This window comes from Fulvivirga ligni, from assembly GCF_021389935.1.
In the GTDB taxonomy this organism is placed as follows: Bacteria; Bacteroidota; Bacteroidia; order Cytophagales; family Cyclobacteriaceae; genus Fulvivirga; species Fulvivirga ligni.
On record NZ_CP089979.1, the window covers coordinates 5,921,596 to 5,946,880 of the forward strand.

The window sequence follows — 25,285 nt, forward strand, 5'->3', positions numbered from 1 at the left end:
CATAGAAGGGCTCTTTTCTAAGAGCCCTTCTATTATAGTATGTGTATAATAAATTCCACAATATGCGGTTATTAACACTTAACATGCTTTAATTTTGCTATTAAGGCATTTGCTAAAACTGGCACACTTTTTACAAGTAAAACTAATAATCAAAAATCTTAAAAACTTAACTATGATACACTCTAGATCTGAGAGTAACTCTTCTCACCATTATTCACGCTACATGTTAATGGCTTTAGTAGCATTTCTTATGATGTTTGGTGCCGGCTGTAAGAGTAAAAAGCAAGCAGGAGATATCTCTGATGCTGAAGCAGAAAAGGCAAAAATGGAGCAAGAGGCCAAAGAGAGACAACTTGAAGCAGAAAGAAGAAGAGCCGAAGAAGAAAGACTAGCCAGAGAAAAAGCAAGAGCTGAAGCTGAGGCTGCTGCAGCTGCTAACGCACCTGAAAACCGTCTTAGAAACTACTTCGATGCTATAGCCAATGCTTCTTCTACATCATCAGCAAATAGTAGCATTAACGAAGCTTTATCCTTATTCGCATCTCCGGATGTACCTGTTCTGATAGTTATCAGTCAGTCTGGTTCTCAAAAAGATTATGATAAACCTACTACCATTAAGGAATATCTAAACTACCTGAAAGACCAGAAGAAAAATATGAATAAGATAAGCGATCTTCAGTATGACGCTTCTGGAAAGATTAAAGAAGTTGAATTAGTGAAATAATTGAAGATCAGAACGTTAATTAAAATACTATGAACAAATATAAAATAATCACCGCTGTACTTTTCTTTTTTGCCATAGGCAATATCTATGCTCAGAACGATGACATAAGCCCTGAAAGAAAGCAAGCCATAGACTCTTTAGCTTTAGAGAAAGTAAGAGACCTTAGTAAATATATCAGCATCATTGGTAATAAAGAAACTCCGTTTTCTGAAGCTAACCGAGTGATGGACAGAGCAGAAGAACTATTCACTGCAGACAGTGAGATCGGCGTTTCTTCATTAAGCTCAGATGATATCAATTATTTCAAAATCAGAAAGTACTTTGAAAGATTGATGGCATTGAACTATGACCGTGTAAAAATTAAGTGGTATGACATTCACTACATCAGTGACCTTGAGCGTCAGCCTGACGGAAGATATGTGGGTGTAGTTACTGTGTATCAAAGATTTGAAGGTACTTCAGATGATGGTATGGAATACAAAGACACCACTAAAAAGGATATCACTATCTACGTAGAAAGAAAGCAAACTCAAATTTCTGGTAGAACTATCGAATTCTGGGATGTACTACTAGGTGACATCAGAGTGACTGAAACTACAGCATGAGATCATTCTTAAAGAGTATCATATATTGTGCATTAATATTTTCATCTATACACTCACAAGCTCAGCTTGTGAGTGATATGGATGATGAAAGTAAGCTTTACGCTGAAACCAAACAGGTAAATCAATTCTTTAGAAGATTTAACGGTGAGGAAGATGAGAAAGGAGATAGGTATTATCCTAAAGATCGTCAATATCGTGATCCTAAACTGAGACAAAAATATATCAGTATCCTTTTCGACTCTCAAAACCGAGGTATCAAGTCTGAGCTAAAGCAGGAATTTATCAGCAGCGTAACTGAAAAAACTACAGCACAAACATTAGACTTCCATGGCGGAAACTGGTTTTCAGAGGTTCATACTACCTTTTCTTATGAAGGTAAGGATGTACCTGTGGTTTTGTTTATGAAACTAGAAAGCGAGAGCCAGGGCTACAAATGGGGCATATTTAAGGTGTATGCAGAAGTATTTAGAGATTATATCAAAAAGGATACTTCAAGACACGATAAATTTCTTCATCCACTAAGTCATGAGCTGGATTTTATGAATCTGCGCAAAGCTCTTGGTGAGAATAAATCCAATGTAAGCCAATTCACCGCTAACGACTACAAACCAGATTACCTCACTTTATTTTTGTATGAAATAAAAAAAGGCAATCTTAAGTTTAAAACAATACAAAACGTAAAATTTCACTTCTTCCAGTTAAATGGTTGGTATTTTGAGCTTTCAGAATTCAATCGTCCTGGCTATAACACAGGCTGGCTCATGTCTAACCTGGTTAAAGTAGCAAACAAGGATAAAGACCTATTGGAAAAGTATATCTATTATGAAGATAAGTAAATTGACATCCATAATCCTGGTAATACTATTATCAGGATTTACCCATATAAGTTTTTCTCAGCAAAAGGTAGAAGAAGAACAGGTAGAGCAGTATGAGGAAAAAGTAACTGAAATAGTAAACTTCCTCGAATACGTACTCAACACCCTGGGGGATCAATCTACATCCGCTCGTGATAAAGATGTAATCATTAATCAGAGCTACACCAAAATATTCAGAGATGCCAAAGTACAGGTAGAAGATGACCTGGATGAGGAAAGAGATGTAATCACTAACAAAGATGTACAGGCCTACCTGAAAGACATCGACTTCTTTTTTAAGAATGTAAAGTTTGATTTCAACATTGAAGACATCAGCCATTATATCAATGATAATGGAGAGCTATTCTTCAAAGTTACTATGACTCGTAATCTGAAAGGATCATCCCTGGAAGGAGACTCTGTAAACAATGTAAAAAAACGTTTTATCGAAGTTAATCTTGACCCTGAGGCTCAGGATCTTAAAATAGTTAGCTTATACACCAACCCATTGAACCAGAAAGAAGCACTGGCTAAATGGTGGAATGCACTAAGCTATGAATGGAAGGCTATCTTCAAGAGAAAGGCTGGAATAGTACAAACAGCCACAGATAGCGACATTAAAAATATTACCCAAATTGACGAACTGGATATATCAGGCAATAAGTATATTACCAATATAGAGCCATTATCCGCTCTGAATAATCTGAAAAGACTGGACATATCTAAAACCAATATTTCTGATCTTAAACCAATCAGAAACCTTACTAAGCTTGAAGAACTTAACGTTTCGAATACTCAAATTACTACCTTGGAAGCTTTAAAATATGCCAGCACTTTAAAATATTTACAAGCTCATCACACTCCGCTTACCGATATTAGTGTGGTAGCCAGATTACCCAAGCTTCAAAATTTCATTATTAATCACACATCAGTAACTGATTTCAGTCCATTAGCTGGTGCCAAGCAGTTACAAGTTCTTGATGTTGCCAAAACATCTATGATGGAGATGAGCAGCCTGTCAGGTCTACAAGCCCTTGCTGAATTAAATGTTACGGCCACCAATATTGATAATTTCGGCCCTATAGGTTCATTACCCAAGCTTGAAATTTTAAAGGCTGATAGCACTCCGGTGTATAACTTAACACCTCTACAAACTTTACCTCAGCTCAAGGTGCTATCTATCAATTACACTACTATTGATAACCTTTCACCTTTAAGCGCTATAAAAACTCTTGAGAGAGTATATTGCGACAGCACCAACATATCAAAAGAAGATGCTAACGAATTTATGTCTGCTAACAGCAGCATACTGGTAATATTTGAATCAGATAATCTTAAAAACTGGTGGGCTAACTTAAGCGTAGCCTGGCAGGATATCATTAAGCAGTTTGTGCCAATAGCCGAGAGAACGCCTTCTAAAGAGGAACTAGCCAAGATCACAGCCATAGACTCTATTAATTTTGATAACAATATCTACATAGATAATATTGAGCCTCTCAGTAAGCTTAGAAAACTAAAGCAGCTCATAGCTTCAAACACTGCTGTTAAGAGTTTGGCTCCGGTCTCTGGTTTAAGAAATCTGAAATACCTGGATATCTCTAACACTAAAATTGAAGACTTCTCCAGTATCAATAAATTTCAGCAATTAGAAATATTAAAAGCCAACAGAACCACTTTAGCCAGCTTAGATACCCTTAAAAATCTTAATCGCCTTCGTTTATTGGAAGTTGATTTCAGCCAAGTAAATGAAGAGCAGGTAAAGGCATTTTTACAGATTCACCCTGATCTATTGGTAATTTACAAGTCTGACTATCTCACTTCATGGTGGACTGACTTATCTGAGGACTGGAAAAACATTTTCTCTGCTCAGACATCATTGGGTAGCAATCCGGATAAATATCAATTGCATAAGCTTATAGCTTTAACCAAAATCAGCTTTAATGACATTGCTGTGAGTGACCTGAAACCACTGACCAATTTTGTAAGAATAAAAGAAATTAAGTTTAGCGGTACAGGCATTTCAGACCTGAGCGTTTTGGGTACATTTAAAGACCTTGAAATCATACAGGCTACCAAGAGTCCTATTTCTGATCTGAAGCCAATCCATAACTTGAAACAGCTAAAATATTTAGATATTTCTAACACTCCCGTTGAAGATCTGAGACCTTTGAGCGAGCTTTACAATCTGAAAGAATTGAACTGCGCAGGAACTCAGATTAAACGACTTAGAGACTTAGACAACCTTGCCACTTTGCAAGTGCTAGATTGCTCTAACACTAATATAAAGCACCTGGATGAAATAGCTCATCTGGACCTTAAAGTGCTAAAATGTTACAATACCCGAACATCAAGTGGCCGCGTAGAGGATTTCAAACAAGCAAATCCTGATTGCAACGTGATTTATTATTAACTATGGCAAAAGCGAAGAGAAGAACGCAAAAGAAGAAAAAGCAAAGCAAATTTAACTTACGATATTTCCTAAAATGGGGCCTCATAGCCGTTCTGGCTGTAGGCCTTTTCTTATTAGCTTTTTTCTATTCTGTAAAGCTAGGCTTGTTTGGTCAGATACCAGAAAAAGAAACGCTGGCCAAAATAGAAAACAATGTAGCTACGGAAATTTACAGTGCAGATTCTGTGCTTTTAGGTCGTTTCTATTTACAAGAGCGTACAGCTACTGATTTTGATAATATTTCTAAAAATGCTATTGATGCACTTATAGCCACAGAAGATGCGCGCTTCTATGAGCATGATGGAGTTGACTATCGAAGCCTTCTTAGAGTATTGTTCAAAACATTATTACTGTTTGACAGGAGCTCCGGCGGTGGAAGCACCATTACTCAGCAGCTAGCTAAAAACCTGTTTCCAAGAAAAGATCATGGCTTTCTTTCCATTCCTGTGAGTAAGGCAAAAGAGGCCATCATAGCCCAGCGACTAGAGGAGATTTATAATAAAAAACAGATCCTCACATTATATTTAAACACAGTTCCCTTCGGAGATAATGTTTTTGGTATTGAAATGGCCAGTAAGAGGTTTTTCAACAAAAAATCAAAGTACCTTAAGATTGAAGAAGCTGCCGTTCTGATTGGGATGTTAAAGGCCAATTATACATATAACCCGCGCCTTTATCCTGAAAATGCCTTGAGACGTAGAAATACTGTACTCAGCCAAATGAACAAATATGATTATATCAGTGCTGAGGATTTAGAAAACTACAAAAAGAGACCGCTTAAATTAGATTACAGAAAAATAACACACAATACCGGCATCGCCACTTACTTCCGTGAGCATGTAAGGCTTGAAATGGAAGAATGGTGTGAGAATAACACTAAGCCGGACGGCACAAGCTATAACCTATATACTGACGGATTAAAAATCTACACTACTATCAATGCGTCCATGCAAAAATATGCTGAAGCCGCTACCACCTCGCATATGAAGGAGTTGCAAAAGACTTTCACTAATCACTGGAACACTGGTAATCCATGGAACAAGCATAAAGATCTACTACAGACTGCCATTAAAAGTAGTTCAAGGTATAAGCAACTCTCCAGCAAAGGGCTTAAGGAGAAGCAAATTATGGATAGCCTTTCATTACCAGTGCCAATGAAACTCTTCAGTTGGGAAGGTGAAAAAGAAGTGAAGATGTCTCCAATAGACTCTATCAAATACAACCTCACAGTTTTACAAAGCGGCACCCTGGCAATGAATCCTAAAAACGGTGACATTCAAGCCTGGGTAGGTGGTATAAATTATGAATTCTATCAGTATGACCATGTGAAAATTGATACGAAAAGGCAAGTAGGGTCTACTTTCAAACCTTTTGTGTATGCGGCCGCTTTGGAATCAGGTACTGATCCATGTGAATATATATCGGGAGAGCGAACTACCTATACCAACCTTTCTGATTGGTCACCAGGAAATGCAAGTGCCGATGAATATGATAAAAAATATACTTTCAAAGGTGCGCTGGCACATTCAGTAAACACGGTATCTGTAAAAGTATTGGAGCAGGCAGGCATCGAAAACACCATAGACCTAGCCCATCATGCGGGAATCAGCAGTGAGCTTCCGGAGGTGCCTTCTATCGCCTTAGGAACTGCAGATGTATCATTACTGGAGATGGTGACAGCCTATTGTACTTTTGCTAATGGCGGGTATGCAGTAAAACCAAGGTTCATCACTAAGATTACTGATAGAAAAGGGAAAGTACTTCAAGAGGTAAAGAATGAGCGCAACCCAAGAAGGGTAATGACCAAAGAAACCTCCATGATGATGAATTCCTTACTACAGGCCGTAGTTAATGAGGGCACGGCTGGTCGTTATCGATGGAAATACAAGATGACGAATGAGCTTGCTGGTAAAACAGGTACTACCCAATCTAACGCTGATGGCTGGTTCATTGGCTATAATCCTGAAATTGTGATCGGTACATGGGTGGGCGCGGATAACCCTGGAGTTCATTTCAATAGCACTGCCCTGGGATCAGGTGCCAGCATGGCTCTTCCCATTGTGGCCAAGACCTTAGATAAAATTCAGGATGATAAGGCATTAAGGTCTATAGGTTATGCGAAATTCGCTCCTCTTCCTGGTAGACTAGAAAGATACTTACAATGTGATCCTGAAAAGGAAGACAAGCAATTTATGGAATGGTTGTTTGGTAAAAAGAAGGAAGATGAAGAAGAAAAGAAAACAACTTTCGGAGAGGAACCAGCTGTAGAACAGAAAGAAGAAAAGAAAAACATCTTCGATAAGATTGGAAACATATTCAAAAAGAAGAAAAAGAACTAAAGGTTCTTATTCTTCTTTTTCCAATGCTCTTAATTCAGCGATATATCGATCATATCGATCAAAGTCCCTTAAACTATTGTAAATACCGGCAAGTCCTTCTACCACATTTACGTCCTTAGGATTAAGATTATAGGCAGTTTGCATGTAAGGCAGAGCATCTTTAAATAGAGATATAGTGCGGTCCTCAAACTGATCAAATGAAGTTAATTCTTCATCGAAGCTTAATCCGTCAATTCTATTAACTGCCTCATTGTAATATAGAACACCTAAGCTATAATTGGCTAGCATGTTCAATGAATCTCTTGCTAGCACCTTCTTAAATGCCGCCTCGGCTTTCCTAAAGCTACTAGTGTCACTCTGTAGCACTTCATCATCGGCATAACCCAGACCTAATGCCAGATAAAACTGATCGCTGCTAGGTGATAGTGTAAAGCTTGGGTCTTTGAGCAGCTCAACGAGCTTAGCAAATTCATTAAAGTTAGCCTCCGCATCAGAGAAGCCTTTTAACCTGATTTCACGCATAGCATCATTGTAATACGTGGTGGCCAGGTATTTTAGGTTTTGTTGCGTCTCCTGAGTGTACTTACCATCCATATCCAGTTCAGTCACTCTCACAAAAGCAGCTATTGACTCAGATCTTAATGACACATTCGTCCCTTCAGAAGCTTTATATAAATCTTTATAGATAAATCCTTTTAAATAATAAGCTACTACCTGCTCTTGATAAGCATCTTGCATAAGCACCGAATCAATCACAGCTTTAGCCTCTTCCAGGCTTGCACCCTGATATAGCTTCAGTGCACGACTAAGCGGGTTAGTCTGTGCGAAAGAACTCACAGATAAAAAGAAAAACAATATGTAAATTACATATCTCATATTAGTTCACCACCTTAGCTAATATTGTTAATTGATCACTTACTTTCAGACCATGTCCTGATAAGTTTGTTGGACTTATTTCAAACTTTTGCTTATTATTTTCATAGAAAAAGTTAATTCCCGCACCCTTATTAATCGCTCCCCTATTATCTGATACCACCAATGTGTTTGCTTCATTTACTTCCTTGATAATATGGGGCAATTCATCACTTCTTGAATCCGTCACATAAAGCATATGACAAGCCTTCAAATCATTTAAACTATTATAAACTACGATTTCAAATTTTTGAGCACCTCTGGTCTTTTGCCTGGCCATTTGCTGAAGCTCAGCTACCAAAGCAGGGTAGTCACCATACACAGCGACTTTAAAATTACCAGAAGCCATATTAGACGGCCATTCTATATACTTGGAGAAATTATAAAGGAAGATAGCCTTTACCTTAGCATTGATATCAGGAGCTTCCGTCTTACTAAAGGCAGTAGACACCAGCAGCACCATAAGCAGTGCGACCCTCAAAAAACGGGTCTTGGATCCTAATATGTTATTACTAAAGTTCAAAAAATAGATTACTTAACTCTGCCTTCGTTTGTATAAATAAATGCCTCCACCAAGGAAGAGTACAGCGACAAAGGTAAACAACAACCAGTTATTATTATTGTTGTCATTTTCTAAATTTTTATTTTCATCTAACTCCGCCACCGATACCGAATCTGTTTCCACTACCTGAGCAACCTCATTTTGCTCTACACTAGAAACCGGTTCAAAATCATAATTTTTAAATACTATGCTTTTAGGCTGAGACTTAGAATCGAATTGGTATACAGTAGCCTGACTTTTATCAACCACCTCCACGGCTAATTCATACTGCCCCATACAATCATTGATCACCAATAACTGCTCAGGGTTGAAATTAACACCTTTGAACCTGAACTCACCGAATGTGTCAACAAGTACGGTATCTATCGCTTTACCAAAGTTGCTTACTAGTATTACCATGTATTCTCCTCCTGGAATACTATCTTTAACATTAAACGTGCCACAAATAAAAGCATCGCTCACCATCACCTCCTGATTCTCTTCTTCCATGTCTCGATAACTGAATAAGGACTTACGGCTATCGCTAGAGATATGTTTGGTCATCTGCCCCTCAAGATCTAAAACAAGAATATCCACTTTTAAATCTTCATCGCTACTGGCCAACACAAAACTGAAATTTCCCTGAGGCAATGATCTGAAAACAAAATCACCGTTTTTATCTGTAGTAGTGGTGGCTACCACGATACCGCTTTCATCAACCAAAAGCACTTCATGACCACCTTCTTTTAATTTCCCTTTGTCAGTGAATAACGATCCTTGCATACTGGCGTCCTTTTGAGCCAATCTAAATGATGAACCTGAGTATTCTGCTAAGCGTCGGTATTTAAAGGCCTCTTTCTCAGCAGTGTTTTGAATTTGATCTACCTGATTTCCATTCTCATCTATAATAGCAAAAGACACATTCATGCCTGCATCACTTTCATCTAACATGATGGAATATTTACCTCCATTGGGCAACTTTTTAAATGTAAACTTACCGTCGGCGTCAGTCGTAGCTACATCTATGATTTCCCCATCTTCGTCTACCAGCATTACCTGATGATTAGCCACAGGACTATTTCCATCCATAAGGCCACCTGAAATGGAAGCATCATCCTCTTCCAGCACGAAATAGTCAGAGTCATAATCATCCAGCTTTCTGTAGTTAAATACATTCTTTTTATCTGTAGTAGCATACTTACCTACCACTTTACCTCTGGCATCTTCTATGGTAATATTCAAATTGATAGAAGCATCTTCCTCTGCCAGAATCACGGCATAGCTACCATCTTTAGGTAGTTTTCTGAAGTCAAAATTACCATTACGATCAGTGACCGCTACATCTATCACCTCGCCGTTTTCATCAACAAGTAAAACCTTATGATTAGCCAAATCATTACCAGCCCCCAGAATACTTCCAGATATCTTACTATCCTCCTCATAAAGCAACGAAATTTCACTGCCCTTCATATCAAGCTTTGAGTAGTTAAAGGCATTATCCATCAATTTAAGATGGGTATCTGCCACTTTAAATTGATCTACCTCAGTAACATAGGTAGGAAGTCTGCTGTATTCAAATGGTATGGTAAAGTTGGTAGTATAAATATCGTCAGCACAACCAGAGCGGTTTGATGTGAGATAACCATGATCGTTTTCCTGAAGTGAGAAGTAAAAATCATCTAACCCTGAATTGATTGGTTTACCCAGATTGTAAACTGTACCAAAACCCTGACTCCACTTTATCTTCGCCATATAAACATCCAGACCACCAAGCCCTGCATGCCCCTTACTACTAAAAAATAGATATCCTGATTTGGCATCAAAGAAAGGTGTTACCTCGTCCTTGCTGGTATTTAAACCTCCTAAGTTTTTTGGCGCTTCAAAGGCTCCGTTTCCATCAGATTCTGACATCCATAAATCAAAATCCCCTTTTCCTCCCGGTCTGTTGGAACTAAAGAACATAATACTCTTATCACCCGGCATTTGAACCAAGGTGGCATTCTTTGACGAATACCCCGGGTAATTAACATTACTATTCAGCTTAATAGGACTTCCCCAGGCATCACCCTGCCTCGCGCTCATGTAAATAGCGCACTGATCTTCTCCATTAACACTCTGACAAACAGTATAATATAATCGGTTACAATCTTCAGAAAGCGCAGGACTTCCGATATTAGATTTAAGGTCAATGTTTAAGGGGATTATCTTTCTTTTACCATTTACCGAACTAAAAAGTCTACTTACTCGAATGCTGTCTATTTCAACAATCACATCCTGTGCAACTGTTTGCTTTTCTGACACTTTAATAGCATGAATGGAGGCAAAGATAGTTTCACCATTACAAGACACCGCTGACTCTCCGTGAGATGAACCGTTAAATTCCATTTTTCTCACCTGAGCACCTGAAGATTGACTAATGATTGTATTTACTTTCTTACACTGATTGATAACAAACCTTGCCTCCGCGGCCAACTTAGGATTAGCAGCAGCTCCGTTGCCGGCTAAAAATGTTTCCAAGGAAGAAATGGCTTTTCTATAGTCTTCCTCACCCTGATAGATAAGTCCCACATGATAATAAAACAGATCGTTTTTAGGTGCTGCCGTGCTTTCGATATTTTCGTAAACGTCTAACGCACTGGAATAACATTGAATATTAAAGTAAGCATCTGCCAAGTATATTTTGTATTTGGCCGCCTCTGCGCCTCCGCCATTCACTACCTCTTGCAATGGACCAATAGCAGAATAGTAATCATCGTTAGTGATGTAATAATCAGCTATCTCCATCATTTTCTGTTCATCTGGAGACGTATCCAATTCTCTGAAGGGCTTAATATTCTGAGCAATAAGAGGTGCTCCCCCTACCGCAAGCAGGAAAAAAATTTGTAATAGTCTAAATACCATTATAACCTGGGACTTGGGTTCGAAATTAATTTTGTTCTGGTTCTGAACTTCTTATTAAAATTATAAGACATGCTCACTTCAAAACCACCGTTTCTAGAGACTTTACTCAATGAGGAAAGAATAAGGTCATAGCTAAGGCCTGCATTAAATTCACCATATTCTAAGCTAAGCCCGAAAATACAAGCATCAGTATTTCTAACCCATGCTCCCATGGAAACTGACGTATCTTTCTGCTTAGTAAATCTTCTGGCTTTCACTACCTGATATTCCAGAGAAACACCTGGATTAAAAACGCTTATGTTATCCTGATAGAAAAATACCATGGTAGGCACAAAGTTCAATTTATCTGTCATTGGAAACTTACCTCCTCCATGAACCAAATATTTTCTTGATAGCGGCCCCTCCTCTCCTAACAAACTCCTGTTTGGTGCTGATAGGTGAAACGCTGACACGCCGAAAAACAAGACACTATTATTTCTAAGGAAAGTGTACCATAAAAGACCTGCCTGAAAATCCAGAGCAGTATGAGCATCTCGCTGAAAATCTTCACCATTACCCAACTGCTCATCATATCCCTGAAAAGGCACCCACTGATTCTGAGTTGAAAGACGAGAATAATCAAGACTAATACGATCTATGCCAGCTTGCATACCCATGGCGATGTAATTCTTGCCTCTTCTACCAATGGCATTATGGTATGCATAAGAAGCCATGATTTTAGTATCTGTAAGTACGCCTCCGGCATCATCCTGCACTACAACTATTCCTATGCCTGCAAAATCCGGGTTACGGTCAGCCTCTAGTAAAGACATATCAGCTGCAAAACTGTATGTCTGCATCTGATCGAAATCATTTAAGTAGCTTTTATAATTAAAGGTAGTACGTACCTTACCAAAAGAAATACCGGTTAAGGCTGGGTTTAAAACCAAAGGAGCATTATAAAACTGAGAGAAAAAGGGATCCTGTGCTGAAGATTCTAGCTGAAAAATCAACAGTAACATTAATACAAGTCCATATCTTTTTAACTTTCTCATCTTACTAACCTCACTACTCCTTTCTTAGATATTCTATTACCTGCCTGGGTTTCTCCCTGCACATAATAAATATATACATCACTGATCAACTCTTTTCCTTTGTAGGTTCCATCCCAACCTACTGTCGCATCGCTGGTGCTAAAAATCTCTTTCCCTCTTCTGTTATAAACTTTAAACTCTAAGCTTTCAAGCCCTAAGGCATTCACCAGGAGTTCATCATTCATATGATCACCATTTGGCGTAAATAGCTCAGGAACAAATACTTCAATCTGTTCATTTACAGTTATCGTAATTTGTTCTTCAGCTTCACAACCAAATTCATTAATCCCTCGCACTACATACACCGTGCTTTCCTGTGGTGATGCTACCGGATTGGGTACGTCTGATGCGTTCAGGCTTGTGCCAGGAGACCAAATAAATTGATCCGCCCCGGAAACAAATAGTTGTAAAGAGCCACCAGCCGTAATGGTAGTATCACCCGAAACAATTAATTCAGGTCTGGGCAGTACTGTAACCTCTAAAGGCAAAATACTTTCACCACAAATTCCATTTTCTACCGTTACCTGATAAGTCATGCTTTCTGAGGGCGAAATAACAGGCGCAGCTAAATTTGAGCCTTCTAAATTTTCATTGGGAGACCATGTGTAACTTTCCCCTCCCACTACAGAGACCTGAGCACTTTCCCCTTCACAAATGGTAACGCTACTATTCTCAAGATGAGGTGCTTCACGCACTGTTATGGCCAATTGTTTAGAAGACTGACACTCCCCGTTTGTAACTGTCCAGGTAATATTATTTTTACCAAGGCTGAGACCTTTAATATCTGTGGTGGAGGCACTTGCATTATCAACCGTACCCGAGCCTGATATTACTGACCAGCTACCATCTCCAAAAGCAGGATCAACTGCAACCAATTCTGTACTTCTTTCCCCATCACAGAAAAGCATTTCCTCATCTGAAATGAGTGTAGCCTCTGGCATCTTAAATCTCGAAATCTGAAGATCATCTTCACTAGAAGGGCAAATTTCTTTCTCAATCACCCACGTGGCCGTGGTTGTACCATAAGGTAAATTATTTAACATCGATTGCCCATCGGCGGCATCTTCTAAATCTGCTGTACCACTGATTTCCCATCTTCCTCCATTGCCTGATGCTGTTAACTGCACAGAACTCTGCTCACAGAGACTTATATCATCTCCCGCCACAGCCTGATCTGCAGGTTCTTCATTTCTTATCAGTAAATCATCAGTACTGGTTCCACATTCGTTAGAAACCGTCCACTCTAGGGATACATTCTGACCAGGAACCAGGTTTTCTATTTTTGAAGAATGCCTAGTTTCTTCTAGCACGCTTGCAGTGCCTGTAATAATGGTCCACTGCCCACCCCCTACTGCTGGATCTTGGGCGTTGAGATCAGTTTCCGTTAAGTTACATAACTCCAAGTCTAAACCTGCAACCGCTGGTGAAGGACTCTGATAAGCTTTTACAGTTAGTGTGGCTTCATTTGGAGTACAAACTCCATTAGAAACAGTCCATTTAAGTACAGTTTCATTATTAAAGGTCAGATTGTTAACGTTAGTGGAATATTCAGATGCATCTTCAATGCTTCCTGAACCAGAAACGATACTCCATAGTCCTGTACCTACAGTAGGCTCTTGTGCTTCTATTGAGATGAATACATCATCACACACAAATTTATCATCCTCCACTACAGCTAAAGAAGGCTTAGGTTGTATTTCAATATTTTTAACATCACTCACATCACTGGAACAACCAGAGGCATTCACTACTACTACCGTATAATCACCACTTTCCGCAGGTTGATCTTTTGAGATCATCTCACTATTGCCGGAAATATTGACACCATTTCTTCTCCATATATAATCACCTCCAGCTAAAGGAGGCGTAGATAGCTGTATTGCGTTATCCTGACAACTAACCGCCGCTGTGATATTTACCACTGGCTGGGTAGGTTTATCAAAAATATTGACAGTTATAGCCGAACTTCTATCACTAACGCAACCATTGACTCCATCAACCAGTTCTACCTGATAATCGCCACGTTCAAAAACATCTACCAATATGATCTCTTTATCTACGACATCAGCTTTTAAAAGCCCGTCTTTATACCATAAATATTCCCCACCATTAGGTGCATCTGGTGAAGTAAGTGTAACCACGGTACCTACACAAACAGAAGTAAGTGGTGAAGTGATAACTGGCAGATCAGGCTTCTCAAGTGTTCTTATTGTAACATCATCCGTTTCACCGCCCACGTTCCAGGTAAAGACATAATCATTGCCTTCCACCAGATTAGAAACTGTAGAGTTTGGGTTGGTAATATCATTAATAATAGCTGAACTAAGAGTGCTCCAGACTCCAGGGCCATCCAGACTGCTGGCATTGAGCCTAGTAGTTAATTCACCACAAAGATCCTGATCTTCACCAGCATAAGCAGACTTTATTGGCGTGATAGAACCATACCTTGTTGAACAAAAATCTTCTCCGCAGGTACTGTTATTGTTACAATTATTTCCAGAAGGGAAGGAAGGGCATGAATTTCCGCATGTCATGCAGCCTTGATCGTTTAGATTTCCCACTACCTGAACTACTCCAGTTCCACTCCACACAACTCCCGACACATTATTGATGAAGTTATTATCAATATTTAAAGCGCCTAAAACAACGAATTTCAGATCACAACTATTAGGGGATGCACAATCACCAGAGGATTGCATATTAACGTTAGTAATAATATGAACAGTAACTCCGGGTGAAATGATAATCACTCCATTACCAGCGCTATTTATATTTAAAACATTGATATTAATTACTGATGGCGCATCAAAGATTAGGGTATCACCATCATCTAGGGGCACGGTATTTCCAAGGTTTACAGTGCCACTACTTGCTCCACAAAATGAAGAGTATAGGAACGTGCCATTACCACCAAAATCAACATTACAACTTTGGGAGAACGATGACAGAGAAGAAAAAAATAAAAATGTTATTGCTAATAACCACCTCATCCAGGTAAAAAAATTAGGAGTTTGGGGTTATAGTGAATACATATTAAAACCTGTTCCATTAATTTTTAATTGAATCAATACAAGCTTAATTAAAATAAAGCCACCAAAACAAGTATAATATTAACCGACATCATAGTAGACACACCTTACATGGACGTAATTTAATTATAATTAATTAGAAATAACAACTCTTAAGGGAAGTAAAACTAAACTCTTAATTATAACTTATTGAAGATAAAACAATTAATAAACCAACCTCACAGCACCTTTCTTGGTGATTACATCTCCGTTTAAAGTAACTGCCGATAAAAAATACACATAAGTGTCAGCAGCCTGATTCTTTCCTAGGTATGTACCATCCCAACCATTTTCAACATTATTGGAACGAAAAACTTCTTTGCCAGTTTTATCATACACTCTAAATTCTATTTCAGTGATACCAATAACATTCACATAAAGTATATCATTATTAGTATCATTATTAGGGCTGAACATTTCAGGTATAAATACCTCAAAACTTTCATCCACAATTATATTAACCTGAGCCTCCGAAGAGCAGCCCAGTGTATTTGTACCTATCACTTTATATATAGTTGAGGCTGATGGACTTGCTATTGGCGAAGCCGAGGTTGGATTATCCAAACTTTCAGCAGGAGACCAGATGTAACTATCAGCTCCGTTTACCCACAACTGAGCTTCATTTCCATATAGAATGGTTGTATCGTCTGAAACCTGAAGCTCAGGTTTTGCTTTTAAATCAATACTAATTGTGAATTCTTCCACCGGACAATACTCACCAGTAACCTTAACCAAATAATTCACATCACTTTCAGGAGTAACTTTTAAACTCTCTTGTCCTGAGCCCAATAGTGTTCCGCTCTTGAACCACTGATAATCCTTTCCTCCAAAGGCCGTCATGGTCACTTCATCGCCCTCACACACGGAAAACAACCGTTCTTCCACCCCTACTTCAGAATCTACCTGAATAACTACCTCATCACTACTGTTAGAACATCCGTTAGAAACCTCCCAAGATAAAACGGTCTGACCTGTCGGTAAGGATGAAATGCTCGATTTGGCATCTAGATTATTAGCCACATTACCTGCACCTGAAACCACAGTCCATTTTCCCTGGCCGACTGAAGGAATTACAGCATTTAGATTAATACTATTAGTGCCTCCGCATAAAAGGATATCATCACCAGCATCAGCTTGAGACACTGGATTCACCATTTTCACCTGAACTTGATCCGAACTTTGTGAACAGCCATTATCAATCTTCCACTCTAAAATGTATTCTACCCCCAGATTTCCATTGAACACTGTAGTTGGACTAGAGGCATTAGAAAAACTACCACCGGATCCACTAATTATCGCCCATGATCCAAGCCCCTCACTCGGCGTATTGGCACTGAGATTAAGACTGTTTGTACAGATAGTCTGATCCTGTCCAGCTAAGGCTTGAGTAGGGTTATCTTTTATTTGAATGGAAACATCATCAGTACTTACTGAACAACTGCCATTTTCAATAGACCAACGTAGCACATATGAAGCACCTGCCTCACCTGTAAACATTGCATTCGGATTAAAAATATCTGAAATATTACCTCCAGAACCACTGATTATGCTCCAAGTACCTGTTCCTACCGCAGGAGTATTAGCTGATAAATTCACTGATGATGGACAGATATCTTCATCCGAACCAGCGTTGGCTGGGGTTGGTGCAGCCATTAGATTAATATTAACGTCATCATTTACATCTGAACAGCCATTAGATATAGTCCAGCGCAACAAGTAGCTATTTCCGGGAGTACCTGTAAAAGTAGCATTAGGATTAGACGCATTTGAAAAGTTACCCCCACTACCACTGATTACACTCCAGGTCCCTGAGCCCACACTTGGTGCATTTGCAGATAAAGAAACTGTATTAGAACATAATGATTGATCAGTACCTGCAGATGCTGTCCCTAATTCGGGCTTGACATCTATTACAACGTCATCAGTACTCACGGAACAAATGCCATTTTCAATAGACCATCTTAAGGTATAAGTATTTCCTGCAGTGCCGGTAAAGTTTGTGTTTGGATCAGTTGCATTAGCAAAACTTCCGCCAGAGCCACTAATGATACTCCAACTTCCTGTGCCAACTGTTGGCGTATTCGCTGACAAGCTTACTGAGGATGGACAAATTTCTTGATCGCCTCCTGCGTTTGATACGGTTGGTGGAGCTACGAATTCTATGGTAACATCATCAGTAGTGTTAGTACAGCCGTTGGTAATGGTCCAGCGTAGATTGTAGGTAGTACCAGCAGTACCTGTAAAGCTAGATGTAGATGATCCTGAATTAGCAAAGCTACCACCTGCTCCGCTCAGAATACTCCAACTTCCTGTGCCAGCAGTTGCTACATTTCCAGAAAGATTAGCTGAGGTAGCACACAGAACCTGATCGCCTCCGGCTGAAGCAATGGTTGGTTGTGGTTTAATAGAGATAACGACATCATCAGTACTTACGGCACAAATACCATTTTCAATAGACCATCTTAAAGTATAAGTATTTCCTGCTGTGCCGGTAAAGTTTGTATTTGGATCAGAGGCATTGGCAAAACTACCACCTGAACCACTAATGATGCTCCAACTTCCTGTGCCAACTGTTGGCGTATTCGCTGATAAGCTCACTGAAGATGGACAAATTTCTTGATCGCCTCCTGCGTTTGATACGGTTGGTGGAGCTACGAATTCTATGGTAACGTCATCAAAGGTATTTGTACAACCGTTAGTGATAGTCCAGCGGAGGTTGTAGGTAGTGCCTGGCGTTCCCGTAAATGTAGATGTGGAAAGTGTGTTATTGCTAAAGCTACCACCTGTACCGCTCAGAATACTCCAACTACCAGTACCTGCAGTTGCTACATTTCCAGAAAGATTAGCTGAGGTAGCACAGAGAACTTGATCACCTCCGGCTGAAGCGATGGTTGGCTCTGATTTAATCGCGATCACAACATCATCGGTACTTACAGTACAAATGCCGTTTTCAATAGACCATCTTAAAGTATACGTATTTCCTGCTGTGCCGGTAAAGTTTGTATTTGGATCAGAGGCATTGGCAAAACTACCACCTGAGCCACTAATGATACTCCAACTTCCTGTGCCTACCGTCGGTGTATTCGCTGATAAGCTTACTGAGGATGGACAAATCTCTTGATCTCCGCCTGCGTTGGCTATCGTTGGTGGAGCTACGAATTCTATGGTAACATCATCAGTAGTGTTTGTACAGCCGTTGGAGATAGTCCAGCGAAGGTTGTATGTAGTACCTGGCGTTCCCGTAAATGCAGAAGTGGAAAATGTGTTATTGCTAAAACTACCACCAGCTCCACTTAGAATACTCCAACTACCAGTGCCTGCAGTAGCTACATTTCCAGAAAGATTAGCTGAGGTAGCACATAGAACTTGATCGCCCCCAGCTGAAGCGATAGTTGGCTCTGGTTTAATTGAGATCACAACATCATCAGTACTTACAGCACAAATGCCATTTTCAATAGACCATCTTAAGGTATAAGTATTTCCTGCTGTGCCAGTAAAGTTTGTATTTGGATCAGAGGCATTGGCAAAACTACCACCAGATCCACTAATAATGCTCCAACTTCCTGTGCCAACTGTTGGTGTATTCGCTGATAAGCTCACTGAAGAAGGACAAATTTCTTGATCTCCCCCTGCGTTGGATACGGTTGGTGGAGCTACAAATTCTATGGTAACGTCATCAGTAGTGCTAGTACAGCCATTGGTAATGGTCCAGCGTAGATTGTAGGTAGTGCCTGCAGTTCCTGTAAATGCAGAGGTGGAAAGTGTGTTATTGCTAAAGCTACCACCTGTGCCGCTAAGTATACTCCAACTACCAGTACCTGAAGTTGCTACATTTCCAGAAAGATTAGCTGAGGTAGCGCATAGAACCTGATCGCCTCCGGCCGAAGCGATGGTTGGCTCTGATTTAATCGAGATCACAACATCATCGGTACTCACAGTACAAATGCCATTTTCAATAGACCACCTTAAAGTATACGTATTTCCTGCTGTGCCGGTAAAGTTTGTATTTGGATCAGTGGCATTAGCAAAACCACCACCTGAACCGCTGATGATGCTCCAACTTCCTGTGCCAACTGTTGGCGCATTCGCTGATAAGCTTACTGAAGATGGGCAAATTTCTTGGTCACCCCCTGCGTTTGCTATTGTTGGTGGAGCTACAAACTCTATGGTCATATCATCAGTATTGTTGCTACAGCCATTGGTTATGGTCCAACGTAATGTATAGGTGGTGCCCGGTGTTCCTGTAAAACCGGAGCCTGGATTAGACGCATTTAAAATATTGCCTCCTGCTCCATTGATTATACTCCAACTTCCTGTGCCAGAGGTTGGTGCATTGGCAGCTAGTGTAGTTGCGTTAGAACAAAGCGACTGATCGCCACCAGCATTGGCCGCTGACGGAGGTGGGATAAAGTAAATATTTACATTGTCAGTTTCAACATCACAAGAGCCATTGCTTATAGTCCATCTCAATTGATAATTGACATCATAATTTCCATTGAAAGTAGCGGTGGGGTCTGCAGGATCTGAAAATGATCCTCCAGTGCCACTAATTATACTCCAACTTCCTGTTCCAACTGAAGGAGTGTTAGCATTAAGAACTATCGAATTACTACAGACTGATTGATCGGTGCCCGCATTAGCATTGCTTGGTTCGGCATATCGGTAAATGGTTATAAGGTCAGAATCAGTACAGCCACCTTCCGTCACAGTCCATCTTAATACAGTAGGAACAGAGCTACTTAAACTAGTTACAAATAGACCAACAATATTACCGGGGCCGCTTACCTTAGACCATGAGCCTCCAAGTATTGGATATAAAAATGTATAACTAGATTCACATACATATCTATCGCCACCGCCATCTGCCATGGGAGCATCTCTAACATCAATGAACACATCATCACTCACTTCCGGGCAAAAGCCATCAGCGGGTGCAGTCATAGTTAGGGTTACATTACCACTTGAAATATCTGCCAGTCCATAAGTGTAATTGGCATTAGGGTCATTGACATTACTGAAAACTCCATCTCCGCTAGAAGACCATACTATAGTGGAAACTCCTCCTCCAAAACTACCAGATAAGTTTACCTGTGTATTCTCACAAACAGATTGATCAGAACCTGCATCTACGATAAATTGATTCCCTTGAATTTGTAGCTGATCAGACTTTGGAACGCAGCTATCACTATAAGCCGTAAGTGTGATATTAACCAGTCCGCTTGAAATATCGGCGGCACTAGGAGTGTAAATGGCATTTAAGCTAGTATCATCATTAAATGATCCTGAGCCGCTGCTTGTCCACTGAACAGAAGTGTAATCACCTGTCACGGAGCCGCTTAAAGCAAATGGAGAAGTGCTGCATGTATTAATATCAGAACCAGCATTTACAGTTGGGCAACCGATAGGTGAATCATTTCCATACTGGCCATCGCAGAATCCTCCACAGTTACCATTATCATTACAGCGGTCTCCTGCAGGGAAGGCGGGGCATGAATCACCACAAGTCATACAGCGGTCATTCACCATATTGTCATCTACCTCTACAGTACCATGCCCGGACCATATCAGGAGATTAAGTTTATTATTTAAATTATTATCAACCCGGAGCGTACCTTCTACTACAAAGTTAAAATCACAGGGATCACCATTATCACATTGCCCAAAGGCAGGATCGAGATTAAAATTATCATCTACAATAACAGTTACCCCTTCAGGGATAATAATTACGGCATCACCGTAAGCATCTAAATTAAGATTATTACCTATATATATTACAGAGGGAGAGTCAAAGATGAGGGTGTCACCGCTACCCATGGGAACAGGCTGCCCGAGGTTTAAATTATCTACATTGTTTCCACAATAGGAGCTATAGTTGAACACACCATTTCCAGTAAAGCTTATGGAACAATTCTGACCATTAGCCTTATATACACTGAAAATCAGTAAGAACAAAAGAACAGACCTGAGTCTTAAAGCCATAGAGCCTACTTAAGTTGAATTTGTTAATATATCTATAACCAAACAAATATGTTAATGGTTTTAAGATAGATATTACTATTCTAATACCGTCCTGTAAGGTATATGTAACCAAAGAATCAAAAATAAGTTTAAAACTTACATCTAATTCCTAGCTAAGTAATAAATAGGTTAGGCTTAAAATGAGAGAATTAATCCTTATCTCTGAGAAGATTCTCTTATAACTAGCTGAGAAGGAATGATATGCCTGAAGTTTTTACCCTTCTGAGAAGAGTTAATTTGATCAAACAGACACTCGGCCGCTTCATAGCCAATTCTATAAGGGTTATGCATCACAGAGCTTAGGTGTGGCATCACAATTTCACATATAGGGAAATCACCAAATCCTACCACTGCTACCTGCTCTGGCACTTTGATATTCATAGCTTGTAGTGCTAAAATAGCCTCTACACCTATTTCATCATTTACAGAGAAGATACCGTCAAGATCAATAGGACCTGATATTAGAGATCTAACTGCCTCACGTCCTTTTTCAGGATCAAAATCGCAAGGGAAGATCAATTTCTCATCTACGGGAATTTTATGATCAATCAAGGCTTGCTTGTAACCCAATAGCCTGTTATGACTGGCTCCTAAATTATCAGGGCCCGCCAAGTGAGCTATTTTCTTACAACCGATTTCTATTAGGTGACTTACCGCACGGTACGCACCTTTAAAATCTTCAGCCTCAATTTTAGGTACTTTGAATTGATCACTTGTTCTATCGAACATTACTAAAGGCATGTTACTATCTATCACATGCTTAATGTGCTTCAAGTTCTTACTACCTTTTGCTAAAGAAACCAAGATACCATCTACACTACCTGCCAGTAATGAAGATGTATATTTAATCTCCTGTTTAGTAGACTCATTAGTTTGGCAGATGTATACCTGATAGTCATTACTACCTGCAACCTTTTGAATACCACTAAGTACCGATGAGAAGAAGTGACTGGCTATTTTTGGAACAATAACCCCAATGGCGTAAGTCTTTCTGGTTCTTAAACCACTGGCCATTTTATTGACCTGATAGTTCATTTTTTTCGCCAGTTGCTTTACTGACTTACGTGTCTGCTCATTAATATCCGGATGATCATTCAATGCCCGTGATACTGTGGAGGGTGACAAGCCCAATGTAAAAGCAATATCTTTAAGTGTTACGCCCATGTAAGTTATAATTAAAAAATCAATCCAATTTATAAGTTTAGACTTTAAAGTAAAAATCAGTGCTTAGAAAATTAGATTTAAAGTAAAAAAATCATCACTGGTAGTTTAATGATAGGAATCTTTAAATACCTTCAATTATTCCATATATAAACTACAACTATCATTTATTATTATTAATAGTAGCGTTGATTTTTGTCTCACTTTATCATAGTTATGATAAAAGTGCGCACGAGAGGAATCGAACCTCCACGGCCGCAATGGCCACCAGGCCCTCAACCTGGCGCGTCTACCAATTCCGCCACGTGCGCATTCGACTTAGGTAGCTTTCAAAAGGGCCACAAAAGTAATAAGGTTTATTTTAATATCAATAATTTCCTTATTACTATTTTTTCCAAACAGAATTCACAAAGTATTTTTTACTATCGTAAAAATTGCTCTGAATGGTAAACCCAGCTTCGTAAGCCAGCCTCTCTATATCATTTAAATCATATTTCTGAGAAACCTCCATATGAATAGCCTCCCACTGATCAAACTCTACTGCCTGATCCATAATCTCTACTCGCTGATGTGTAGTACTCACCAGGTAACTACTGGTAGTGCCTGTAAGCGGGTCATAAGTAGGGCAATGTCTGAAATTACCCACTTGAAAATTACCTCCCAGCTCTTCATTTATTCTATGTAAGAGATTAAGGTTAAAATCACGAGTTACCCCCTCTTTATCATTATAGGCGCTCAATATTGCATCAGGGTCTTTTTTCAAATCAAAGCCTATCATTACTAAATCGTTCTTTTTTAGACACTTATATAGTCCTTCAAGAAATACTGAGGCCTGATCATGACTGAAGTTACCTATATTAGACCCAAGAAACAACACCACATTCCTGGCCTCACTTTTTTTCAATTTCTTAAGTACTTCAAAGTACTCTCCCTCCATAGGCTTCACACTAAGATTGGGAAGCTCTTCTTTCAGTGAATCTGAAAGTTCGTCTAATACATGTCTGGAAATATCTATTGGCACATAATTAAATTTGGCCTTTTTGTCCAAAAAGTGATTAAGCAACACTTTTGTCTTGTAACCATCGCCAGCCCCAAACTCTATCAGATTGAAAGGACCTTCACTACCACTAAAGAGCTTTAGCATCCTTTCCTTATTGCTATCAATAATTTCGTATTCGCTTCTGGTGAGATAGTACTCATCCAGATTCATTATCTTTTGAAATAACTTATCTCCTTTTTCATCGTAGAAATATTGTGAAGATAGTTTCTTAGGCATTGAATTCAGGCCTTCCAGAACATCATGCGCAAATTGTTTATTCATGTTTTTTTTCTTATAAAAAATTGGCTAATCTGAAACCGGAAAACATCCACCTAAGGTTAGGATGAAAAAAGTTTCTGTATGTAGACCTGATATGACTCACAGATGTAGCACAGGATCCACCCCTGAGCACCATTTGGTTGATCATAAATTTTCCATTGTATTCTCCCACTGCACCTTCTGGCGCCTGATAATAAGGATATGGTAAGTAAGCACTGCCCGTCCATTCCCATACATCTCCATAAAATTGAGTGTTAGTTGCGGTCTTCGCTATAGGATTATAATGATCATTCTCCATGAAATTACATTTCTCAAGATCATGATCTTGCTGCCTACATGCCACCTCCCATTCAAACTCAGTAGGCAGTCTCATTCCCTTCCATTTAGCAAAAGCATCTGCTTCGAAAAAGCTAACATGGGTTACGGGTTGCGACAGATCTAATTCCTGAAGGCCGCCTTTTAGTGAATAGTAATACCACTTACCATCTTTGTTGTGCCAGTGAAACGGCGCTTTTATTTTCTCATTATTCACCCAATCCCATCCTTCGGAAAGCCAGAACCTAAAGTTCTGATAGCCACCATCCTGAATAAACTCCAGATAATCGCCATTGGTCACCAGCCTATCCATAATACTGTAGTCATGAAGAAACACTTTATGAACGCCAGACTCATTATCAAAGCTAAAACCCTTGTCCTGATGGCCGATCTGATATATTCCTTCCTCCACATTGATCATCCCAAAGTCAGGACTACCACTATTTCTTACAGATTTAGAACCTGGCAGATATTCAGGAAATAAAGGATTGGTACCGAGAATGTATTTAATATCATAAAATAGCAACTCTTGATGCTGCTGTTCATGCTGCAAGCCTAATTCCAACAAGCTCTCTACTTCTGGCGACACACCAGCTTCCAGGAAGCTATCCATATGCTCATCTACATATTGCCTGTAAGTAAGCACTTCTTTCACTCCTGGGCGGGTAAGATTACCCCGGTTAGTTCTGATTAGCCTCTCCCCCACGCTTTCATAATAGCTGTTAAAGATGTAATTAAACTTATCATCAAAAGGAACATATCCTTTTTTGTGAGGAATGAGAATGAAGGTTTCAAAAAACCATGTGGTATGCCCCAGATGCCACTTCGGTGGGCTTACATCTACCACGGGCTGCACTACAAAGTCTTCGGCAGTGAGAGGTGAACAAATTTGTTCGGTGGTCTGCCTTACTCTCCAAAATTTCTCTTTAGGTTGCACTTCTTCCAGTACCATAGCGGGGAAAGTTTAGTTTGCGAATGGTTAATGTTATGTTAGAGCATGTATGCCT

14 protein-coding genes and 1 tRNA gene are annotated in these 25,285 nt (G+C 39.5%); 5 read left to right on the forward strand and 10 right to left on the reverse strand.

The features are described from left to right. The first annotated feature begins 172 nt into the window (after window positions 1–172). Genes LVD16_RS25160 through LVD16_RS25180 form a run of 5 tightly spaced genes read left to right on the forward strand, consistent with a single transcriptional unit; the run spans window position 173 to window position 6,971 of the window. On the forward strand, window positions 173–724 hold the full coding sequence (locus LVD16_RS25160; RefSeq protein WP_233771060.1) for a nucleoid-structuring protein H-NS: 552 nt from the start codon (window positions 173–175) through the stop codon (window positions 722–724). A gap of 29 nt (window positions 725–753) precedes the next feature. Further along, window positions 754–1,329: a hypothetical protein gene (locus LVD16_RS25165; protein ID WP_233771061.1), complete on the forward strand. Its 576-nt coding sequence runs from the start codon at window positions 754–756 to the stop codon at window positions 1,327–1,329. Next, complete coding sequence (locus tag LVD16_RS25170) at window positions 1,326–2,165, forward strand: hypothetical protein (protein WP_233771062.1); 840 nt, start codon at window positions 1,326–1,328, stop codon at window positions 2,163–2,165. The genes LVD16_RS25165 and LVD16_RS25170 overlap by 4 nt, the downstream gene beginning before the upstream one ends. After that, on the forward strand, window positions 2,152–4,593 hold the full coding sequence (locus LVD16_RS25175; protein ID WP_233771063.1) for a leucine-rich repeat domain-containing protein: 2,442 nt from the start codon (window positions 2,152–2,154) through the stop codon (window positions 4,591–4,593). The genes LVD16_RS25170 and LVD16_RS25175 overlap by 14 nt, the downstream gene beginning before the upstream one ends. Window positions 4,594–4,595: 2 nt before the next feature. Further along, window positions 4,596–6,971, forward strand: coding sequence for a penicillin-binding protein 1A (locus LVD16_RS25180; protein WP_233771064.1), 2,376 nt, complete (start codon window positions 4,596–4,598; stop codon window positions 6,969–6,971). Between the two features lie 6 nt (window positions 6,972–6,977). Here the strand turns inward: LVD16_RS25180 and LVD16_RS25185 are convergent, their stop codons facing one another. The 10 genes from LVD16_RS25185 to egtB form a co-directional block, all read right to left on the reverse strand. After that, a complete protein-coding gene (locus tag LVD16_RS25185; RefSeq protein WP_233771065.1) occupies window positions 6,978–7,847 on the reverse strand; it encodes a hypothetical protein in 870 nt (289 codons plus the stop codon). Between the two features lies 1 nt (window position 7,848). Next, window positions 7,849–8,364: a YfiR family protein gene (locus LVD16_RS25190; protein ID WP_233771066.1), complete on the reverse strand. Its 516-nt coding sequence runs from the start codon at window positions 8,362–8,364 to the stop codon at window positions 7,849–7,851. Between the two features lie 54 nt (window positions 8,365–8,418). Continuing rightward, window positions 8,419–11,325: a SpaA isopeptide-forming pilin-related protein gene (locus LVD16_RS25195; RefSeq protein ID WP_233771067.1), complete on the reverse strand. Its 2,907-nt coding sequence runs from the start codon at window positions 11,323–11,325 to the stop codon at window positions 8,419–8,421. Then, window positions 11,325–12,359 (reverse strand): PorP/SprF family type IX secretion system membrane protein, encoded by a 1,035-nt coding sequence (locus LVD16_RS25200; protein WP_233771068.1) that lies wholly within the window; start codon window positions 12,357–12,359, stop codon window positions 11,325–11,327. Before LVD16_RS25200 ends, LVD16_RS25195 begins: the two co-directional genes overlap by 1 nt. Beyond that, window positions 12,356–15,388: a T9SS type B sorting domain-containing protein gene (locus tag LVD16_RS25205; protein WP_233771069.1), complete on the reverse strand. Its 3,033-nt coding sequence runs from the start codon at window positions 15,386–15,388 to the stop codon at window positions 12,356–12,358. The genes LVD16_RS25200 and LVD16_RS25205 overlap by 4 nt, the downstream gene beginning before the upstream one ends. 243 nt (window positions 15,389–15,631) lie before the next feature. After that, complete coding sequence (locus LVD16_RS25210; protein WP_233771070.1) at window positions 15,632–21,445, reverse strand: T9SS type B sorting domain-containing protein; 5,814 nt, start codon at window positions 21,443–21,445, stop codon at window positions 15,632–15,634. Window positions 21,446–21,640: 195 nt separating this feature from the next. Then, window positions 21,641–22,648 (reverse strand): LacI family DNA-binding transcriptional regulator, encoded by a 1,008-nt coding sequence (locus tag LVD16_RS25215; RefSeq protein WP_233771071.1) that lies wholly within the window; start codon window positions 22,646–22,648, stop codon window positions 21,641–21,643. 223 nt (window positions 22,649–22,871) lie between these two features. Next, window positions 22,872–22,956, reverse strand: a tRNA-Leu gene (locus tag LVD16_RS25220). Between the two features lie 74 nt (window positions 22,957–23,030). Next, the gene (egtD, locus tag LVD16_RS25225) at window positions 23,031–23,966 is read right to left on the reverse strand and encodes an L-histidine N(alpha)-methyltransferase (RefSeq protein ID WP_233771072.1); all 936 of its coding nucleotides are present in this window, start codon (window positions 23,964–23,966) and stop codon (window positions 23,031–23,033) included. A gap of 10 nt (window positions 23,967–23,976) precedes the next feature. Then, a complete protein-coding gene (egtB, locus tag LVD16_RS25230) occupies window positions 23,977–25,230 on the reverse strand; it encodes an ergothioneine biosynthesis protein EgtB (protein WP_233771073.1) in 1,254 nt (417 codons plus the stop codon). Window positions 25,231–25,285 lie beyond the last annotated feature (55 nt).